Source organism: Buttiauxella sp. BIGb0471, from assembly GCF_024807715.1.
Classification (GTDB): Bacteria; Pseudomonadota; Gammaproteobacteria; order Enterobacterales; family Enterobacteriaceae; genus Buttiauxella; species Buttiauxella agrestis.
In genome coordinates this window covers 209,101-229,478 of the sequence record NZ_JANUEU010000003.1, presented here as the reverse complement: position 1 = coordinate 229,478, position 20,378 = coordinate 209,101, and the positions used below count along the sequence as shown (strand labels likewise).

The following is a 20,378-nucleotide window of genomic DNA, read 5'->3' as shown; positions in this document are numbered from 1 at the left end:
GAAATGTATTACGTTCAACGTAATGAAGAAGGGCAACTGACACGGGTTGAGAACGAGCCGTTTACCGGAATGACAGGCGAAGTCTTCACGCAGACGCCTGAAATCACCGCCTGGAATAACGCCCGCAACGTGGTGGATGAAAGCCTGCAACATAAAGAATTGCTGCAACGCAGTGACCTGGAAATGGTCCGCGTTCTGGACGACCTGATTTTCCTGCTGATTCAAAAAGGGGTGATTACGATCACCGACCTGCCGCCGATGGCGCAGGTGAAGCTGATGAATCGTGCGCAGGCGCGCCAGGGGTTGGGTGGGTTAGAGGATCTTTTAAACAGTGATGATCAGGGGATTTTTTAAATAGCCATCATATTTCGAGTTGTGTTGGCGGGGGCGCTACGCTTGCCCGCCCTACGCGCTGGGTTTCGTAGGGTGGATAAGCGAAGCCTCATCCACCATTTTTTTACAGGTTAAAACGGTGCCGGTTCGCCGAGTAGCTGCCCCATCGCGCCATAAATCCCCACTTCTTGCAGCACGCGCAGTTCCCCTTCGGTTTCAACACGCTCGGCAATCAGCGGCAGGTCAATATTGTTGGTTGCGCTGTGTAACACGTCGATAAACAAGCGTTTATCGCTCTCAATATCAATGTGGCGGATATAGCTGGAATCAATTTTCAGGTACGCCAGGCCCCATTGCGACAGGTGCCCAATCATATCGAAGCGGCTACCGAAGTGTTGCAGGCCAAGGCGGCAGCCAAAATGATTTAGCGACTTGATAAATACTTCCATTTGCTCAGGTTCCGGCAGTTGGTTCTCGTCCAGCTCCAGAATTAAACGACCAGCAAGCTGCGGGTTCGTCTTCAGTGGGTTAAGCAGCTGCTTGATAGTCGCATCATTTGCCAGAGAACTTCCTGACAGGCTGAGCGCCAGATAACCCGGATAGTTTTTCAACTGCTTCAACGTCAGATTCAACATCACCCGATCAAGGCGTTGGCTCCAGCCAAACCGGTGGATCCACGGCAGGAAACGACCGGCAGGAATGCTGTTGCCTTTTTCATCCACGATGCGCGACAGCACTTTGTAATGAATCACTTTCTGCGTGTTTTTGCAGTCCACAACCGGCTGGAAGAATAACTGGAACTGCTCTTTGCTCAGTGCATTCTCAAGACGCGTAAACCACAGATGCTGATCTTCATTGGCTGCATCAGTTTGAACCACAGGGAACAGGTTGGTCTGATGCGTGGTATGGGTTTCGGCTTCCATCAATGCGCGGTCGGCCTGAACAATCAGCGACTGCGGGGAATCCCCATAACTAAACGGCACCATTCCCGTATGCGCGACCGGGTTAATGTCAGACATGCCGGTTGCGTAGAAGGCGGCAAGTTGCTGATTGAGCGAGTTCTGCAAAGTCAGCATTTCATTGTGCGTTACGCCAGGGCAAAGCAGGGCGAATTCGCCACCGCGAATACGGGCTAGAATGCTGTCGGCATTGGCATGTTGGTTCTTCACGACATTCATCATATCGGCAACATGCTTCAGCAAGTTATCGGTATGCGGGCCGCCAAAACGCTGGTTCAGGCCACCGAGATCCTGAATGCGCAATAACAGCAAATAGCCTGATGCCGTTTCTTCATCGCTTAAACGGGTCTGCATCTGTAAGTCGAAAGCGCGACGGTTAGCGATACCGGTCTGGCTATCGAGATAGGCTTCATTGTGCAGACGTTCGCTGTGCTCGGCCTGATCTTCAAACAGTGATTTAAGTTTAGCGACCATCAGGTTCATGGCCTCAACAACGCGGCGCAACTCCGGCGTTTTCGGTAAGTCGAGCTGAGTGAGATATTCGCGGCGGGTAATCGCCTGGGATTGTTTGACCATATAATTGAGCGGGCGTAACTGGCGGCGCAAAAGTGCGGCACCCGCCAGAATACAAACCGCTGAACAGGCCAGCATCCACAGCAGGTTCGCCAGCGTGCTTTCCCATAAGCGCTTGATAGCAAACACCGGGTTGCTCAGGACTTCGACGCGAGCCGCCTGCTGCCAGCCCCGCATAATCGTCGCTTCACCGGCTTGCGGTTTCACATTCACCAGGGCGACAAACCAGCCCGGCACTTCGGGAATAGACAACGACGCGCTGCGCTCAAGAATCGTTTTGCCGCTCGACTGATCGATGACACGGATGGCATCGTAGTAGCCGCTATCGAAAATTGAACTGACCATTAACTCGATCATCGCGGGATCGTCAACGTGCGGGGTGAGCGAAAGGCCCAATGCGGTCGCAGCATCCTGCGCGTGAGAAAGCAGCTGGTTATTGTATTGCTCCCGGGAACTTTCGAGATTCACAATAAAACTACCGCTGAAGATGATCAGCATAAATAGAAAGATAGCTATTAGAAGCTGTTTGAAAAGTGACACAGGTTTATCCTATTCATCAATCGGGAATCCTTCTTCCCGCATTTTTTTCAACACATCCTGCCATCGAGAAAGACGCTTACTATCCCCGACACGTTTATTATTCTGACTTCCTGGTAGCCACAACCCGCTATCATTAAATGAATAAACAGGTAATAAATCTGAACGCTGTGTTGCAGGTAAAATGTTATCCGTCAGACTATCAAGAACGATGGGAATCGCATCCGGTGACGCGTACCAGGTTAATACCATATGCGCCCGATTCAGACGTAATGCTTTAACGTAGGTAATACGTAACTTTTCTCCTGAAACACCTAAGTGACGTAATGTGAAATATTTAGCGATAGCATAATCTTCGCAATCTGCTTCGCCTTTGCGCAGCGATTCTACGGGCGTTGCCCAATAATCAGTGCTATTCCAGATTTCAATATCTTCACGGTAATGCAATTGCTGGTTAAAAAAATGATTCACCGCATTTAATTGCGCGAGTTCAGTTTGGCTCCGTTGGTTCAATAACAGTTGCTGCCACGCATTTATACGCTGCTCGCCATCCTTTGTTGCCGGGCCATAGAGCTGATCGGCACGTTGTTGAATGGTCGTGAAATCCCAGGCTGCACGTAAAGAGCCTCCCGCCAATAGTAACAACAGCACACCAGAAAAAATCAGAGGCGCTAATAATCTGGTGCGAAAAAATAACCTGACTGAGTTCAATTACACATCCGAATAGAGCCAATAACTGTTTAGTTTCGCTGTAGGTTTTTCGGCATCACTTTTTGTGTCAGCCACTTGTGAGTCAACTGAGTATTGACGGGGGATTCAAAGATGCGCCCAAGTGTCTTATCTACAAAAGCAACAAACTGTGGGTCTTCCTTCCTCATCATAATGGCATATTTCATTTTTTCACCCACAACGTCCTGGGAAACAGAGAAATCTTCAGGATGCTCATTTTGATTGATAATAGGATACGCCAGGATGTCATCGAGAATGATCGCGGCAGTACGTTTTTGCGCCATCATATCAAACGCATCTTGCACGGTATCTGAAGTGATTATCGAGATACTCAGATGTTTCTCACGGTTCACTCGATTGAACTCTAACAAATCTTTAGAACCGCGCGGCACGCTGACGGTACGGCCTTTTAAGTCTTCAAGCGTATGGATATTATTCTGGCGTAGCGAAATAATACGCATATGGGCGACAAAATAATCAACAGAGAAGGAGACGCTTTTCTTCCGCTCTGGCGCATCGGTGTTAACGCTGCAATCCAAATCTATTTTACCAGAGTTAAGTGAGTTCACGCGTTCGGTAAATAGAGTAGGAATGTAATGAACGGCGAGATTCTTTTTCCCCAGAGAAATACGCAATTCATCAGCAATCATATTGCATAGGGAGATGGTGTACCCGGTCACTTTGCCACCCACATCCCGAAAAGAGAAAGGCTCAAGCTGACGATAACCAATGTTTAACGCATTACTTTCTTTAATATGATCAAGCGTGGCAGAAGTGCCATCGGCCCTGAGATAATTGGGAGCCAATATCAGAGGTAACAATGCCAACGCCCTCAGAAGAACCTTGAGCCCGGTGTTAAATGACTTTTTCATGTTAGTACGCATAAAGTGTTGTAGATGTTGTGAGTTTTTTAAGTTCCGCCGACATTGGAATATTTAGATTAATAGCGTTCGGTGGAATAGGAGACTGGAACCATCGTTGGTACAGTTTCTGAAAATCTTTGCCGGTAATAAGTGTTTTGAGCGTGTTATCGAGAAAATTTTTGAATTCACTGTCATCAAGCGGCAGCAACAAGCCTGCGGGAATCGGTGGGCTTAACGTCTGATCTGATATTTCAAACTCATCAGGCGTCGGGGACATCGCGATCATACCTTTAAGTATCGCCGTACTTGAAATTAAAGCCGGTAACTCACCACTTTGAAGTTCCTGGAATGCACCTTTGTTATTGTTATCAAGCTCAATATTTAAATTGAGATCGTTCGTTCTATTGATGGTGTGGATTTGCTCGACATAAATAGTGCCGCTTTTAACCAGGACACTGTGCCCGGCTAAGTCGTCAATGGTATCGGTATGGTTATTTTTGCGAGTAATGAAACGCGTGCTGGAGAAGAAAAATGGGAATGAGAATTCGGCTTTTTGATGACGCAATTCAGAATAAAAACCAGGGATGCACATGATATCAGTAGCATGATTTTTAATGAGCACGAACTGTGACGCGGTACTGCTTTTTATCCAGCGAACTTTAAGGTCTTTCAGCTTCAGTTTTACTTTGATTGCATCAACGAGTTTATTGCATATATCAATGGAGTAACCCACCGGCCGCTGCCCTTCAATGTATGAAAAGGGAAATGCATCATCCTGATAACCCAGCGTAATTGTCTTTGTCTCGGCTATCTTATCCAGTGTGTTTTTGCTGTGTACGCCATGTGCGTGGCACACCGGAATACTGAGCAAAAAGAGTCCCAAAAACCAGATGACTGACAGGTTTGTAGGGTGGATAAGCGTACGCGTCATCCACCATTTCGGTGAACGGTGTCGGATGGCGTTACACTTATCCGACCTACGAAATAGCCCAGCAAAAAGGGTTTTAACAGACATCGCAGATTTCCCCGTCGATGACTTTATTGCCAAACGTTGGCTCCAGATCTTTCTCAGGTAATGGGCGGCTGTAATAGTAACCCTGTACATTCTGGCAAGAAATTCGGCGCAAAATAGTCCGCTGCTGCTCCGTTTCAACTCCTTCTGCCGTCACGCTCATGCCATATTTCTGGGCAAATTGAATCAGCATTACAACCAGGTACTGGCTGGCACTTTCTTGCTCCAGTTTCATAATCAGGGTGCGGGCGATTTTAATGCGCGTGAACGGATAAATAAGCAGATAATCCAACGCCGCATATCCGGTTCCCAAATCATCCATCGCAATAGAAATACCCATTTCACGAATTTTTCTGAATACCGGCAACGCAATAGACTGATCCAGCTTTTCTGATTCAGTGACTTCAATTTCGAGGCGGTTTGCCGCCAGGCCACTTTGTTTTAACGCATCAACAATAATGTCTATCAGGCCAGGGCCATGTAATTGATAGGCCGAAATATTCACCGCGACTTTGGTGGATTCAGGCCATTTCGCCGCAGCCATACAGGATTGTCGGATAATCCATTCGCCCAAACGAATAATCAGGCCGGACTCTTCCGCAATATTAATGAAGTAATCCGGGAATATCAGTCCCTTAGTAGGATGATTCCAACGGATAAGCGATTCATAACCACAAACCGTTTCATTTTCCAGATCGATAATAGGCTGGTAGTGCAGCACGAACTCATTATTATCAATGCCGTTAATGATTTCCTGATTCACGAACACACTGTTGGTGTGCTTCATCATCATGCCGTCTTCAAAGAAGTGGTAGCAACCGCGTCCGCTATGTTTTGACGCGTACAATGCCAGGTCAGCATTGATCATCAGCGTCGTGGCACTGTTGCCCTGAGAAGGGGCGGTGACAATACCCACGCTACAACTGATGGCGAAAGAGTGGCTACCGTAGGTAAACGGAATACTCAAAGCACGGACGATTTTTTGCGACAGTGCTCCAGCTTCCTGGCAATTGTCTTCCCGCACACTCTGCAAAATAGCAAATTCATCGCCGCCTAACCGCGCAGCAAAGTCCATTGGGCCGAGCAACAATGACAGGCGCTGTGCGACACCGATCAGAACTTCATCGCCCGCCGAGTGGCCGAAGGTGTCGTTGACCGGTTTAAAGTTATCAAGATCGATCAGCAACAAGTTGAAAGACTGCCCGTTTTGATTCATTTCGCGAATGCATTTATCCAGTGCCTGACTAAAAGAAGCGCGGTTCGGGAAGCCGGTCAGCGAATCATGGTGAGCCATGTACTCCATTTTTTGCGACATATCCTGCATTCTTTGCAGGTAATCGCGTTCAACCATCGCAATACGGAGTTTTTCAATCGCTGCTGCTAATCTGCCGATTTCGTCATCCTGATCTAAATAAGGGGTAATAAGGTCGGTTTGCTCGTGGGCAATGCGGGTCAGGGAGTTGATGAGCAACGGTACCGGGCGGAACAGGCGGCGCATAAACAGCGTCACCAGAGCCAGCGTACCTAACAAAATTAGCGCCAGAATGATCAGTGTTTTCTTCAGCATCGCGTCATAGGCGGCATAGAGCTGTTTTTTATTGCCGATGCTGCTGACTAAACTACCCAGAATTTCGCCTGATGGAGTCAGAATAGGCACGGCGCTGATAAAGCAATCCTGGCCGTTAATCGAGGCAAAACCAATGTAGTAATTCCCCAGGACGTCAGTGGCTCTTTGTCCTTTGAAGCTGATTTTTTCTTCTGTTGATTCTGAATTATTGCTGATGCCCTGGAAGCCTTTATCCGGCGTATAAAGGAAAAGCCACGTCGGGTTACGGGTTTGCACCGCGGCCAGAGCTAATACATCGACAGGGTTATAACCGGTTTGAATCACTGAGTCCGGGTCGCCGATTTTGTGCTCCGACACAATGCGTGTGATTTGGCCGGTCGAACTGGTTCCCACCGCGACGTTGGTATAAACATTGCGGACGATATAGGTAATGATTTGCGCATTCGCTTCAGCCTGATGTACCCACTGTTGGTACGAAAAGCTATCAATCAGACCCCAACCCGCACAGGCACCTGCCCCGAAAGCAATAAGGATACCCGCCAGCAAAAACTGGGTTATTTTCCCGGCGATAGAATGGTGCCAACCTTTTACGCTTTTAAGCGAGAAAAAACTTTTAGCCACAGATTGTCGGTTTCCTGATGAATACGAATGACTCATGAATTAATGATTTTAAATTAATTCATTGGTATATAGTGTCTGGCTGTTGCTGTTATGTGAGTTTTTATGAAGAGTGTCAGACGTTGCGTCACCAATAACAAACTATTATGTAACATTACTGATGAGAAAATAAATAAAGACAAAACACGCGGCGGGACTATAGATAACCCGGATAACCAAGTCAATCACAAAAAATAGTGATTAAACGCTAATTGAGCGATTCATTGATTCTCTTTAAGCTTTTCATCAAATAAAGACGTTAGTGACACAGCGACTTTATCTTTCAATTACCATTTTAACGCAATATTATACAATGCTTGCTTGATTTTATTTTCATGATAATCAATGAGTTGTGTGTATTTTTTGTTTGTTGTTTAATAGGATTTTATTATTAAATAATGTCCATTTTTACCTATAAGTAGCAGTTCTTTTTTGAGCGCAAAATGAATACAATTAAAAAGGATTTGAGAATGCCAGCGCGATTTCTTGTTTGTTAATAATTTAAATCATTTAAAATAACCAATGGCGCTTGTTAATTAATTGTTCGTATTTGTTTTGATTTTAATACGTGCGGGATCTTCTTAATATCGTTGTAAATGTTAATTAATTATAACGTTTTTTCTATTTCATTATGTCTTCTGCAATATTTTATCCATTAATAAATATACTCACCATGCTACCTAAATAGCACACTAAGCATAAGCAACGGGTTAAATACTTGGACTCTACAGCCAGCAACAGCACAGCGTATACCAATAAACGGTGGGTTTTCCCGCTGGTTCTCCCGTTCCTGCTTTACTCACTGGCCCAATTGCTCAGTAGCCACCTTATTGTCGATGGACGAGTTCTGGTGGTTTATGACCTGGAACTGGCGGCTATCTCTGCGGTATTGGTGCTATTTGGTTACAGAGCCGTACCCGGCCTGATTCTTCTCTCTGTATTTTCCCTGCTGTTCCGTTCTTCAACCGAATCCTACGAGCTGCTTGGTTACCTGATTGCCGCATTCATCAGTTACTTCTTCTACGCCAGGTTTACAGGCTGGCGCAGTGCATCAAGTTTTGGGCGCATCACGCTCACGACCCAGCGCATTATCTGGCTCTGTCTGTGCAATGCGGTACTCAATACGCTTTTTAGTGAATTGATTTGCCTGCTGACTATGCCGCATACGGGTTCAGGAATGGTTTGCGATCACATTTTTAACGCGGAAACCCTGGTCAGAATCCAGGGGGTGATGAATGGCTGCATCACGGGCATTCCTTTGTTCTACACCGCATTAAGGATTATCTGCCGCCCGAAATACGCCGCAGTCTGCCAGAAGTCAGTTTTGGCCCAGCTATCAGAAAACGTCGGTTACACTCGCTTTTCAGCATGGGCCTTATCGCTACTCATCCTGATGGTTTGTCTGAATATTCCCTTCAAAGACAATATCTTCTTCACCTTCTATAGCCTGATACTGATCTTCCCTCTGATGCTGTGGAGCTCGGTGCGCATTGGCTATATTTTCACGGCTCCGGTCTGGACCGTGATGATGATTGTGCTGGCGAAAAATAATGTGAACTACATCGCAGTCAATGACGACTTCATGTTGCATCAGGTGCTGGTCTCGACGGCTATTTTTATCTTCACGCTCACCATCGTGATTATGGGCGTGCTTGCCCGTTTCAACACTCTACGCATTGAGCAATTGCTGAATATGGGGCTGACGGACCCGATGACCAATATGCCCAATTTGCGGGCATTGAAAGCGGATATTCAGGCGTCGCCAGACTCTACGGTATGCCTGATTCAGGTGCCGGAAATGGAGCTATTTTCGCGTCGCTACGGGCTGCACTTTCGCGCCAGATACCAGAAAAAACTGGCCGAGCATCTGCGCCTTAAACTCAATTTTGATGAGAAAGTCTATTACCACGCGGGCTATGGTCTGCTGCTCAAGCTGGAACAACCCAGCTGGGGAAGACTGAGCATTCTGTACAAATCGGCGAATACCTTTCGCTATTCTCATAACAATCAGCAGCTCGGGTTTCGCAGTGGTCTGGGATATTGCCGGGCCACGCAGTTCTGTAACGATGTCTACAGCCTGACCGGGAAACTGGGAATTGTTTCCGGGCTTTCGCTGGTCAACGGCAAGCCGGAAAACCTCGAGGCGCAGTCCAGCCGTATCCATGAAAGCTATATCGTTGGGCGCACTGATATTCGTACCGTATTGCAGAAAACGCTGGATAACGACGCGTTTGTCTTAATGGCGCAACCGATCGTCAGTACCTGTGGCGAGCCGCGTTACCACGAAATTCTGCTGCGTATGTTAGATGAAGAAGGTCGGTTTATTCCGCCGGATCGTTTCTTACCGGTGGCAACCGAAGCGGGGCTTGCGCCTGATATCGACTTATGGGTTATCAGAAATACGCTGAAAACAATGCAGTTGCATCCGGAACACTGTTTTTCTATCAATCTGGCCCCGGTTACTGTGTGTCGCGCCAGTTTCGTTCATCACGTTCAGTTACTGCTGACGGAGTTCGGCGTCGATCCGCATCGCATTATCTTTGAAATCACGGAAGCGGATGCGCTGTCAGATACCGAACAGTCACAAAATACGGTGCGCTCGCTCAAAAGCCTGGGTTGCCGTGTGGCGATTGATGACTTCGGCACAGGCTTTTCGAGCCATGCTCGCCTGATGGATGTCAGCGCCGATATTCTGAAAATAGACGGCTCGTTTATTCGTGAAATTACCGATAACGAAGTCAGTCATTACATTGTTGAGTCATTTTGCCATGTTGCAAAAATGAAAAATATGCAGGTCGTCGCTGAATATGTTGAGAATGAAAAAATTCAACGCTGCCTGGAAAATATGAATGTTGACTGGCTTCAGGGATATCACATTGGTAAGCCAGTGCCGTTGCTGACGTTGATATAACGACACGCATAAACAAATTCATTAATTAAGCATTCATTTCACATTATTTAGGTAACTGGAAACCCATGCGTAAATTTTTAACAATACAGCGCCCCTCAGATGTGGAAGAAACCAAGGGCAGCGAAAATTTTCTGACATCCTGGCTGCATAAATTACATGTGGGGGTGGCGATGAAGCTAGGGCTGATGCTGGTTGCCTGCATCGCCGTGCTGCTGATTGGCGCATCGTTCCTGTTGTCATCTTATTTAGCTAAACAGCTACAGGATAACGCCCTGGAAGTGTTGCGTTCAAATACGCGTATCTTCCATAACAATATCGTCACCGAATATAAACGCGTTACCCGAGACGCGGAACGTTACAGCAACGTTTATATTAATAACTACCAGAATATGTCTCCGGTGCCGCTGCGTTCATTAGGGACTGAAGAGTTAAAAGCCTTATTAAGCGATACGCGTATTAATGCTCACTTTACCGAATTAACCAGCGTATTTGCCTCGACCTTTATTCGTGAAGGCGAGCAATTTGTTCGTGTCTCCACCACTCTCCAGGGCAAAGAGGGCAAAATAGCGACCGCCACCGTTCTGAGCCATGACAACCCGGCGTTAGCGGGGCTGATTAAAAACAAACCTTATTCAGGCGTGGTGACGTTATATGGCAAACAATTCATCAGCCACTACGAACCTATTACCGATAAATTCGGCCAGGTGGTGGGGGCTGTTGCGATTGGTTTTGACGTTAAACTGGCGCTGCAACCGGTTATTAAAGAGTTACTAGCGGTTCACATTGGTGAAGGCGGCTACGCGTACGTGCTGGATGCGGGGTTCAGCCCCGGCATGATGGTGGCGCACCCAACCCTTGCTAACCAGCATGTAGAAAACATTACCGACGCCCATGGCTACAAGCGCTATGCCGATATTATGGCGCTTAAAAATGGCACGGTTTATTACGAAACCGTGAGCGGTTACGGCGCGGCACCGCGCAAACGGGTGGCGGTATTTGAATATATCGATGGCATCAACTGGATTATTTCCACCACCAGTTATGTCGACGATGTTGCCCGCAGCAGCAATCTGGTGCGCAACAGTCTCTTGATGTTCAGCGTGCTGTTAATGCCGGTGATTTTGATTTTGATTGCCGCCACCAGCCGTATTCTGATTTCACGTCGTTTAAATAAAGTGCTGCGAATTTCGCAATCTATTGCTCAGGGCGACCTGACCGTGAATGTGCAGGTCGATCACAACGATGAGATCGGTGATTTGCTCAGTGCGAACGAAAAGATGCGTCAGTCGTTGCACTCGTTAGTGGGCGGTGTGGTTTCACATGCCCGCCGGGTTCATGAAGCGGCTTTAAATATCACCGAAGCGGTGGATGGCCAGGCCTCGACCAGCGTGGAAACTTCATCTTCAGTGGCAGAAATCACCTCGACGATGGAAGAACTTTCGGCCTCCTCAACGCAAATTGCCGAGCATTCTCGTGCGGTGGTGGATATCGCCAATGTCACGCTTGATGACTGCAACAAAGGCTCCGATTCGATGGGCGAATTGCTCACTCGTATGGCTGATATCGACAGTGACAACCAGCAAAGCATGCGTGAAATCATGATGCTGGGTAACAAGTCCAAAGAGATTAGCCGCGTGATGATTATCATCAATAATGTGGCGGACCAAACCAAACTCATCGCGTTTAACGCAGCCCTTGAAGCGGCAAGTGCGGGTGAATCGGGTAAACGATTCTCGGTGGTCGCCGCAGAAATCCGTCGCCTGGCGGACTCCGTAACGGAATCGACTTTCGAGATTGAGAACAAAATCAGCGAAATTCAGAACTCGATCAACCGCCTGGTGCTCAACGCCGAGAAAGGCAGTAACAGCATTAAAGCGGGCACTAAAGCCTGCAAAGTCAGCGCCGATCGTCTGCATGATATCGTCGCGACCGCCGAGCAAACTTCTACCGCCGCCATGCAGATTTCACTCTCTACGCAGCAGCAGAAAACAGCAAGCAATCAGGTGGTTATGGCGCTACGTGAGATCGTGGTGGCCAGTAATTACACCTCGCAATCGATTAAAGACATTCTGTCTATCAGCCAGGATATGACTCAGCTTTCCAATGAGCTAAATCAGGCCTCACAGTCTTTCAAATTGACGGATGGCCCTGATGTGCAGGCCTAAAATCCGCGTGCTGATCGTCGATCATGGCGGCTCGTCGCGCAATGATTTGATTCGACAGCTTGAGATTAATAAAAGCATCGAAGTGGTGGGGCAATCCGTTCATCGCGAACAAGCGGCGAGCCTGGTGCAAAAGATGGCTCCGCAGCTTCTGGTGCTGACGTTAGGCGCGCCGGGTCGTGAAAACGTCGAAACCGTGGAAACGATTATGGCGACCTGCGCCATTCCAATCATGGTGATGCGTTATTACGCCGATGCGCAGTGGGATGCGGAATTTATCACCCGCGGCGCGTTGGCGGTGGTCTGCAATCCTGGCGAGTCGGTGCAGGCGACGAAAGCGTTACATCGTCAGGTGGAAATGCTGGTGGGAGTGAAGGTGATTCGCCACATTCAGGGGCTACGGCATCATGCAGAAGGGGCGGCGAAAACCGCGCCGATCCCTGAAATCGCTCAACCCCAGCACCACGAATGGCCGTTTGTGCTGGCGATTGCCTGTTCCACGGGCGGCCCGCAGGCACTGAGCAAATTGTTACAGGCGCTACCGGGCATTTTCCCATGCCCGATTATTATCGCGCAGCATATTGCCGACGGTTTCGCGACCAGCATGGTGCAATGGCTGGATGGCATCACCGAGCTGCAGGTGCAACTGGCGCAAGTGAATGACGTTTTAACCGCAGGGCGGGTCTACATTCTGCCGCCTGAACAGCATCTGGTGGTGAAAAAAAACCATCGTTTAGCGGCTGTCGCACGGCAGGCCAGCGATGTCTACCACCCAAGCTGCAACCTGCTGCTGGAGTCCGTGGCTGAGGTTTATCGTGAAAAAGCGGTCGGCCTCATTATGACGGGCATGGGCAGTGATGGTTGCCGGGGAATCGAAGCGATTTTCCAGAAGGGCGGTAAAACGCTGGCTCAGGACGAGGTGACGTCGGTGGTGTTTGGTATGAATAAATTCGCCATTGATAAGAACGTGATCCACAAAATCTTACCGCTGGAGCAGCTCGCCGCGACGTTACTGGCGATGACCCATCCCCGGTATTTTGAAGGTAAACGTTTATGATCCCTAATATTGCCGCCTTTAAAGATCTCATCAAAGACCGCGTCGGCCTGCATTTTTACAACGGCATGGAAGGGTTGCTGAATGCCGCTTTGCATCAGCGCATCTCCGAGCGGGGAAAAGAAAGTAGCGCTGAATATTACGAGAAACTTTGCGTCTCGAGCGTCGAATTCGACAAGCTGTTAAGTCTGCTCACCATCAATGAAACTTACTTTTTCCGCGAGCCGGAAGTGTTGGATATCGTCTGTGAAAAGCTGGTGCCGCGCATGCTTGAGCAGAAGGGCGGCCCGGTACGCATTCTGAGTGCAGGCTGTTCGTCAGGCGAAGAAGCCTACTCGTTGGCAATAAAGCTCCACCAGAAATATCACGATAAATTTGCCCGAAGCGTGGAAATTCACGGCTGCGATATCGACGTTAAAATTCTCGAGAAAGCCCGCGCGGCGAGTTATTCCAGCTACTCGTTTCGCGGCGTTGACCCGCTATTGCAGCAAACGTATTTCACGCGCCATGGGAATCAATTTCAGTTACACGATGTGATCCGCGAAAAAGTGACGTTCCATCGCTCGAATATTGTCAAAGAACAACTCCAACCCCAATTCGACATTATCTTGCTGCGCAACGTCTCCATTTACTTTGATGTCGAAACGCGGCGACTGCTGCATTTTAATTTGCTGAACATTCTGCAACCCGATGGCGCGCTGTTCTTTGGGAATGCGGAAACGCTCGCCAATAATTTTGGCATCTTAAAACTTAAACAAGAGAGCGGGCATTTCTATTTCTGCCAGCCGAAAACATCGCGCCTCCAGCCTCCGGCGGCAAGCGTTACACCCAGGATTATCACGCCGGTGATTCCGGCCCAGGCCCCTTTTGTGGCCGCATCGGTTCCCTCCGTGCAGCAGTGCGATAGCTGGATTAAAAAGGCGCTCGCGTGTGTGGCTGACAAACGTTTTGTCGAAGCAGAAGAGTGGATTAGCCAGGTGCTCGATAGCGATATTGATAACCAGGAAGCGTTGGTGATTAAAGGCGCGATTGCGCTGGAAAAATGCGAGTTCGAACAAACCGCGCTCAGTGCGCAGCATGTCCTCGAACTTGATGAATGGTCAGCGGAAGCGAAAATGCTGCTGGGCCTGGCCATGATGTGGCAGCACCACACACAACAGGCGATTGCCTGGTTTAAACAGGTGGTTTATCAACAGCCTGGGTATTGGCCCGCGCATTACTACCTGGCGGAAATGTATCGGCAAAGTGAATTGCATCGCCCGGCGCAGCGAACCTACCGCATCACACTGCAATTACTCAACGCGGAAATGAACAATACGACGGCCAACGCCAGTTCGTTGCGGCTGCCCTTGTCGTTCCCGAGTAATTCGTTTCGTTTTCTTTGTGAACATCAGTTGGCGCAGTTCACCAGTCAGGATGGGATTTAGAGAACCGTATGGCAATCGATCTTAAAAAATTTGTGCTGCGCTTTATCGATGAAGCAAACGGCCATTTGCAGACCGTGAAAGAAGGGGCGTTTTCGCTCTCATCGGGTGAAAACGTTGATGCACAAATCGGTGAGATGTTCCGTGCAGCCCATACCCTGAAAGGGGGCGCGCGAATGCTGAAACTGCAAAGCATCGCCGATGTCACCCATCAGCTTGAAGAGATCTTAAGCGAGCTGCGCGATAAGAAACTCGAACCCGACCAAAACCTCGGCACGCTGATTCTACAGGCCACGGATGACATCTCCAGGCAACTCGACCAGTTGACCGCCAGCGAAGGCACTAACAAACTGCCCCCGGCTGATGAACAATTGTGTGAGCGTCTGGCGCGTGCCAGCCGTGGCGAAATGGGCGACGAACCTGTGCAGGCAAAAGCCGCACCGGCGGAAAAACCCGTTGTGGCGCTCGATATCGCAGACAGCGGACTCAAACAAGCCGGATCGGTGCGCGTCAAACTCGAAAAGCTCGATGACCTGATTAATATTCTCGGGGAAGTGGTTGCCAGCCATGACCGCCTGGAGCAGCAGGTTCAAAGCCTGTCGAACATTGGGCCGCGCCTGGCACATATGGATGCCGACCAACTCCGCCAGGAAATCCTGCAATTTAGCCGCCAGCTAAAAGAAGATTTCCAGGTTCAGCATCTCCAGATGTACGAACTGTATGATGTCGCCACCACGATTCGCATGCTTCCGGTTTCCATGCTGTTCGAGCCTGTTTCACAGCAGGTGCGTGAACTTGCGGCTTCGCTCAATAAGCAGGTGGACTGCCGGATTCTGGGCGGCGAAGTGGAAATTGACCGGCAGTTAATCGACCGACTTTCTGAGCCGTTAACGCATCTGCTGCGCAACGCAGTCGATCACGGGCTTTGCGAAGCACCAGAGCGGCTGGCCGCCGGGAAATCGGCGCGCGGCACTATCACATTGACCACGCAGCAAGACGGACGCGGTATTTTGTTGCGTGTCGAAGATGACGGTCGCGGCCTGGATTACCCGGCGATTCGTGCCAAAGCGGTCGCTCGCGGCCTGGTGAGTGCCGATGTGGTTGACCAGCTTTCAGATCTGGAATGTAACGAGCTGATTTTCCACCCCGGTTTTTCGACCAGCAAAATTGTCACGGAGCTTTCGGGACGCGGCGTAGGGCTGGATATCGTTCGTAAAACTATTGTCACCGATTTGCAAGGCACGCTTCAGGTTCACAGCCGCCCAGGCCAGGGCACCACCTTTATTATCAGGTTGCCGATTTCACTGGCGATGATGCGCATTTTGCAGTTTGAGCAGCAAAACCACCTGTTTGGCCTTGCGGCGCAATATGTGGTCGAAGTGGTGAAATGTTCTCGCGAAGAGATTCGCGATATTGCTGACCGCCCGGCCATCATTCTGCATAACGAGTTTATTCCGGTGATTTCCGCCGCCGAGATCCTGCGTATTAATGACCGACACGGCAGCCAGACCCCTACGCCCGTGGCGACCAGTTTGCTGCTGATCATTATTCAGAATCAGTTCGGCAAGATGGCGATGCTGGTGGATAACCTGCTCGACGAACGCAACATGATGATAAAGCCCCTGCCGAAACATATGCAGCACCAGGCTCTGGTCTCCGGCATGGTGCTCACCGCGGATAACCAACTGGTGAGCGTTTTGCAGGTACCGGTGCTGATGGAAATGGCGCAAAAGCAGGGGCAACCAAGGGCGGCTGCGCGTAAACCAGAAGTACGACAAAACTCCTGGCATGTGCTGATCGTCGATGACTCCCTGAACACCCGTGAAATTGAGAAAAACGTGCTGGAAGCGCACGGTTATCAAGTCACGCTCGCTGAAGATGGATTCTCAGGTTTACAAAAAGCGCGCTTAACGCAATTTGACGCCGTTCTGACGGATGTCGAAATGCCAGTAATGGATGGATTCTCACTGACTAAAGCACTTCGCGCTGAAGAAAATTATCAACATATTCCGATAATTATCGTCACCTCCAGGGCAAAAGAAGAAGACCGCCGCCGTGGCATTCAGGTCGGCGCGGATGCTTACATCGCCAAGGGTGATTTTGAGCAAGATAGTCTTATAGAAACATTAAAGATGCTGTTGTGCTGACGGCGCTAAGTGAGAAAAAAATGCGTGTTTTATTAGTAGATGACGATTTGTTTTCGGCGGAGTTGGCTGCGGTATTTCTGGAAATGAGCGGTTATGAAGTGATTATTGCCGAAAGTGCGATGACGGCGTTAGCCAATCTGGACTCGGACAGCGAAATCAGTCTGGTCATTAGCGATTTCCATATGCCGGATATTACCGGCCTGGACTTGTTAGAGATGCTGCGTGCCAACGGCTGGAAAAAACCGTTTATTTTACTCAGCGCCAGCGAGATGACCGATATCACCATCATTCCTGATTGCTGGGTGAAGAAAGACGAGAATATGGCTGAAAGATTAGTGGCCGTAGTGAATGAAATTCTCAACCCAGACGTAGCTGCTCAATAAATTAAAAAATCATGATGAATCAACAATTGACGCAAAATACGATGAACACCGCGCAGGATAAGATCGCCCGTTTACGCCAGCGATTTTTGCAGCGTATTCCCGAAATGCTGAAACAAGCGGACGCTCTGCTGGCGAAGTTGACGGCTGCACCTTTGGATGCGGACAATAAACAATTACACCTTTTACTGCACAGCATCCACGGGACCAGCGCTTCGTTTGGCTTCACCAAAATAGCCAGTCTGGCGGCGGAAGGTGAGCATATGTTGGTGAGCAATACGCTTCCCGATTCGCTTTACCACAAGCTAAAAGAGTTAGTTCAGCAGCTTTATGCCTTAACCGAAGAGCAGGCGGAAAGCGCACGGCGCGGCGGGGATTCACTCGTGAAATTCCCGATAGCAGCTTCAAGCCAGGAAGAAGTGGCGATTAACCGCACCATTAAGCCGGTTTACCTGTGTGACGATGAAAGCGAGCAGGCCGAGCTGCTGGCGACGCAACTGCGCTGCTTTGGCTTTATCTGTTATGTGTTTACCAACACCGCTGATTTCACCAAGGCCGTTATCTCGCAGCCGCCTTCGGTGGTGATTATGGATGTGAGTTTCCCGGAACACGCCTACGGTGGCCCGCTGGCGATGTCAGATTTGAAAAAGAAAGTCGGCACACCGTTCCCGGTGCTTTATCTTTCCTGCCACAGCCATTTCCATGCCCGCATCAATGCCATTAAAGCCGGGTGCGACGGCTATTATGTTAAGCCCGCTTCCACCACCGATTTAGTCCAGGAACTGCATCGATTAACGCAGCCTTCGCTGAAAAAACCGTATCAGGTTTTGTTGATTGATGACGAGCCGGAAGTCGCGCAATACAACGCTGAAATGCTGCGCATGGCTGGCATGGAAGTGCATGTTCTGACACAAATTCCTCATTTGCTGAACGTGCTGAACACCCATCCGATTGATATCGTGCTGATGGATTTCCACATGCCGGATTACAGCGGCGAAGAGTTGACGAAACTTATCCGTCAAATCCCGCAGCACATCGGTTTGCCGATTGCGTATTTGTCGAGCGAAACCAATAAAACGACTCAATTCGGGGCGATGAGCACTGGCGCTGAAGATTTTATTATCAAGCAGGCCGACCCGCAGGAGCTGATAAATGCGGTGTCGATTCGTGCGGAAAGAATGCGTACCCTGCGGGCGCGCATGTCGCAGGACAGCCTGACCGGGCTGTATAACCACTCGACCACCACGCATTATCTGGAAAGCGCCATTACCGAATCGAACTACAGCGGTATTCCGTTTAGCCTGGTGATGGTCGATTTGGATCACTTCAAAAGTATCAATGACACCTACGGCCACGTGGCGGGCGATCAGGTTATTTTGGGAATTTCGCAGCTGTTTTCTCATCGCTTACGCAGCACGGATATTGTCGGGCGTTACGGCGGGGAAGAGTTCGCGATAATTATGCCTGCGACCACCAAAGAGCAAGCGGCGGCAGTGGTTGAAAGACTGCGTCAGGGCTTTGAAAAAATTCACTTCTCGGTGAACCAGACCCGCTTTAGCAATACCTTCAGCGCAGGCATTGCCTCCTGGCAGCCGGGCGACAAAATAGAAAGTATCCGTGAGCGTGCCGACCAGGCTCTGTATTGCGCGAAGCAGCATGGGCGCAATCGCTATTGCCTCGCCGATGATAAGGACGTCGCATGAGCGAGCAACTGGAACATATTTTAAGTCACTATCAAGACGAAAATCGCGAAATCACCAACGTTGATGAACCGCAATGCAGCCTGGTGTTATTCAAACTGGCTGAGAAGAAATTCGCCTTTTACGGCTCGCAAATCAAAGAGATTATGGCAGAACGCCCGGTATCGTGGGTGCCTGGTTGCCCTCCTTCTCTGGAAGGGGTGATTAATTACCGGGGACGCGTTGAATCTGTGATTAATATTAATCAGCTGCTCGACACACCTGCAACGGACGCGGGTAAACGCACCATTCTGATTGGCCGTGGCCAGAAAATGCAAAGCGGTATTCTGGTCGATAAGTTAATTGATGTGCTGGAGGTTGCCGAGAGCCAGATTCACCCGGCAGCGGACAATTTATCGGCCACTATGCAGAAAATCGTGGTCGGCATTGTGCCTGTCGGTTCCGAATATTTTGCGTTACTGGACCTGGATTTAGTCTTCGCACGTTACCTGGAAACCAGCGGCTATGACTCAAGGGCTTAGTCTTGCGGCGGTGCGAATCACGCTGGGAAACCAGCGCTTCTATATTCCTGCCACTCAGGTACAGCGCTGTTCATTGGTGGTTTATGAAGCCGAAGACATTCCGCGCTTAAGCCAATGGTTAGGGTTGCCTGACGAACCCGAAGAAGGGATGCATCTGCATCTGATTGTTCCAGCAAGTAATGTGGAGCAGGGGTGGTATTTGTGGGGGAAACTGGAGAATGTGCAGTTATCGCCGGGAGATATTTATCCTTTGCCTGAATTATTAAAGCCGTGCTGCCAGCTACCGGCGCTCAGGGCTTTGGTGTGGGATGAGGGATTTAGTGGGTTATTGAGTTGGCCTGTGGGATCGTCCCTGGGGAATCTATAAGTCTTGTTGTTTTCCGTCCACCTTTACGTTATTCGATCCCACATAAATCTGCGAACGGTGAACGTGCCAGGTGGATAACGACATCCCCCTGGCGACCCCGTCGCCCGGTGATTAAATTGCCGCTGCGCGGTAAACCCCAGCTTACCCCCAACATCAGGGTCGTTCGCGACTCGTTCCCTACGATCGCTCTCTTTCGCTGCTCCCGGCAGCTCAACCCTGACTTATGGGGAACACTGGGGCAATTTATACCGGGAACAAGGTCAAAACCGGCTCGGTGTGGCCTTCGGGTTTTGACGTTGACCTTTTGTTCCGGCTTCAATCGCGCCGCTTTTTACCCTTCAGTCGGGGTCACGTGGTCGGGAACCACGTGAGAGAGCGATCGTCGGGAACGAGTCGCGAACGACCGCGAATGTTGGGTGAAAAACGGTGTTTACCGCTTGCGGCGATTGATTTGCCGGGAGTCCGGGTTCTTAGGGTGGCGA

Annotated in this window: 15 protein-coding genes; 10 read left to right on the top strand and 5 right to left on the bottom strand. The window is 49.5% G+C overall.

Annotation, left to right across the window (positions count from 1 at the left end; all coding sequences use genetic code 11):
- Positions 1-3: 3 nt before the first annotated feature.
- Positions 4-354 (top strand): hypothetical protein, encoded by a 351-nt coding sequence (locus M2371_RS11850; protein WP_034498144.1) that lies wholly within the window; start codon positions 4-6, stop codon positions 352-354.
- A 110-nt stretch (positions 355-464) separates the two neighbouring features.
- On the opposite strand, the gene lapD is transcribed toward M2371_RS11850, so the two are convergent.
- From lapD to M2371_RS11825, 5 genes are all read right to left on the bottom strand, one after another.
- Positions 465-2,405, bottom strand: coding sequence for a cyclic di-GMP receptor LapD (lapD, locus tag M2371_RS11845; RefSeq protein ID WP_259267794.1), 1,941 nt, complete (start codon positions 2,403-2,405; stop codon positions 465-467).
- A gap of 9 nt (positions 2,406-2,414) precedes the next feature.
- On the bottom strand, positions 2,415-3,053 hold the full coding sequence (lapG, locus tag M2371_RS11840; protein ID WP_259267793.1) for a cysteine protease LapG: 639 nt from the start codon (positions 3,051-3,053) through the stop codon (positions 2,415-2,417).
- An 89-nt stretch (positions 3,054-3,142) separates the two neighbouring features.
- Positions 3,143-4,003 (bottom strand): transporter substrate-binding domain-containing protein, encoded by an 861-nt coding sequence (locus M2371_RS11835; RefSeq protein WP_259267792.1) that lies wholly within the window; start codon positions 4,001-4,003, stop codon positions 3,143-3,145.
- A gap of 1 nt (position 4,004) precedes the next feature.
- Entirely contained in the window at positions 4,005-5,009 is a 1,005-nt protein-coding gene (locus M2371_RS11830; protein ID WP_259267791.1) for a transporter substrate-binding domain-containing protein, read from the bottom strand.
- Positions 4,999-7,194: a bifunctional diguanylate cyclase/phosphodiesterase gene (locus M2371_RS11825; RefSeq protein ID WP_259267790.1), complete on the bottom strand. Its 2,196-nt coding sequence runs from the start codon at positions 7,192-7,194 to the stop codon at positions 4,999-5,001. Before M2371_RS11825 ends, M2371_RS11830 begins: the two co-directional genes overlap by 11 nt.
- Before the next feature lie 754 nt (positions 7,195-7,948).
- Between M2371_RS11825 and M2371_RS11820 the strand changes: the two genes are divergently transcribed.
- From M2371_RS11820 to M2371_RS11780, 9 genes are all read left to right on the top strand, one after another.
- Positions 7,949-10,141 (top strand): EAL domain-containing protein, encoded by a 2,193-nt coding sequence (locus M2371_RS11820; RefSeq protein WP_259267789.1) that lies wholly within the window; start codon positions 7,949-7,951, stop codon positions 10,139-10,141.
- A 65-nt stretch (positions 10,142-10,206) separates the two neighbouring features.
- Positions 10,207-12,306 carry a methyl-accepting chemotaxis protein gene (locus M2371_RS11815; RefSeq protein ID WP_259267788.1) on the top strand — a complete coding sequence of 700 codons (2,100 nt, stop codon included), beginning with the start codon at positions 10,207-10,209 and terminating at the stop codon, positions 12,304-12,306.
- Positions 12,293-13,360 carry a chemotaxis protein CheB gene (locus M2371_RS11810; protein WP_259267787.1) on the top strand — a complete coding sequence of 356 codons (1,068 nt, stop codon included), beginning with the start codon at positions 12,293-12,295 and terminating at the stop codon, positions 13,358-13,360. Before M2371_RS11815 ends, M2371_RS11810 begins: the two co-directional genes overlap by 14 nt.
- Positions 13,357-14,784 (top strand): CheR family methyltransferase, encoded by a 1,428-nt coding sequence (locus M2371_RS11805; protein ID WP_259267786.1) that lies wholly within the window; start codon positions 13,357-13,359, stop codon positions 14,782-14,784. Before M2371_RS11810 ends, M2371_RS11805 begins: the two co-directional genes overlap by 4 nt.
- A gap of 8 nt (positions 14,785-14,792) precedes the next feature.
- Positions 14,793-16,928, top strand: a complete 2,136-nt coding sequence (locus tag M2371_RS11800) for a response regulator (protein ID WP_259267785.1) — start codon at positions 14,793-14,795, stop codon at positions 16,926-16,928.
- A 20-nt stretch (positions 16,929-16,948) separates the two neighbouring features.
- Complete coding sequence (locus tag M2371_RS11795) at positions 16,949-17,311, top strand: response regulator (RefSeq protein WP_259267784.1); 363 nt, start codon at positions 16,949-16,951, stop codon at positions 17,309-17,311.
- Between the two features lie 11 nt (positions 17,312-17,322).
- Entirely contained in the window at positions 17,323-19,011 is a 1,689-nt protein-coding gene (locus M2371_RS11790; protein ID WP_259267783.1) for a diguanylate cyclase, read from the top strand.
- Entirely contained in the window at positions 19,008-19,529 is a 522-nt protein-coding gene (locus tag M2371_RS11785) for a chemotaxis protein CheW (protein ID WP_034498131.1), read from the top strand. The genes M2371_RS11790 and M2371_RS11785 overlap by 4 nt, the downstream gene beginning before the upstream one ends.
- A complete protein-coding gene (locus tag M2371_RS11780; protein WP_034498129.1) occupies positions 19,513-19,896 on the top strand; it encodes a hypothetical protein in 384 nt (127 codons plus the stop codon). The genes M2371_RS11785 and M2371_RS11780 overlap by 17 nt, the downstream gene beginning before the upstream one ends.
- The last annotated feature ends 482 nt before the right edge of the window (positions 19,897-20,378 follow it).

Excerpts from the sequence above, each read along its gene's own strand:
- M2371_RS11805 (WP_259267786.1), top strand. The coding sequence starts at position 13,357 with ATGATCCCTAATATTGCCGCCTTTAAAGATCTCATCAAAGACCGCGTC.
- M2371_RS11830 (WP_259267791.1), bottom strand. The coding sequence starts at position 5,009 with ATGTCTGTTAAAACCCTTTTTGCTGGGCTATTTCGTAGGTCGGATAAG.
- M2371_RS11790 (WP_259267783.1), top strand. The coding sequence starts at position 17,323 with ATGATGAATCAACAATTGACGCAAAATACGATGAACACCGCGCAGGAT.
- M2371_RS11810 (WP_259267787.1), top strand. The coding sequence starts at position 12,293 with ATGTGCAGGCCTAAAATCCGCGTGCTGATCGTCGATCATGGCGGCTCG.
- M2371_RS11780 (WP_034498129.1), top strand. The coding sequence starts at position 19,513 with ATGACTCAAGGGCTTAGTCTTGCGGCGGTGCGAATCACGCTGGGAAAC.
- M2371_RS11850 (WP_034498144.1), top strand. The coding sequence starts at position 4 with ATGTATTACGTTCAACGTAATGAAGAAGGGCAACTGACACGGGTTGAG.
- M2371_RS11815 (WP_259267788.1), top strand. The coding sequence starts at position 10,207 with ATGCGTAAATTTTTAACAATACAGCGCCCCTCAGATGTGGAAGAAACC.
- M2371_RS11800 (WP_259267785.1), top strand. The coding sequence starts at position 14,793 with ATGGCAATCGATCTTAAAAAATTTGTGCTGCGCTTTATCGATGAAGCA.
- M2371_RS11795 (WP_259267784.1), top strand. The coding sequence starts at position 16,949 with ATGCGTGTTTTATTAGTAGATGACGATTTGTTTTCGGCGGAGTTGGCT.
- M2371_RS11785 (WP_034498131.1), top strand. The coding sequence starts at position 19,008 with ATGAGCGAGCAACTGGAACATATTTTAAGTCACTATCAAGACGAAAAT.
- M2371_RS11835 (WP_259267792.1), bottom strand. The coding sequence starts at position 4,003 with ATGAAAAAGTCATTTAACACCGGGCTCAAGGTTCTTCTGAGGGCGTTG.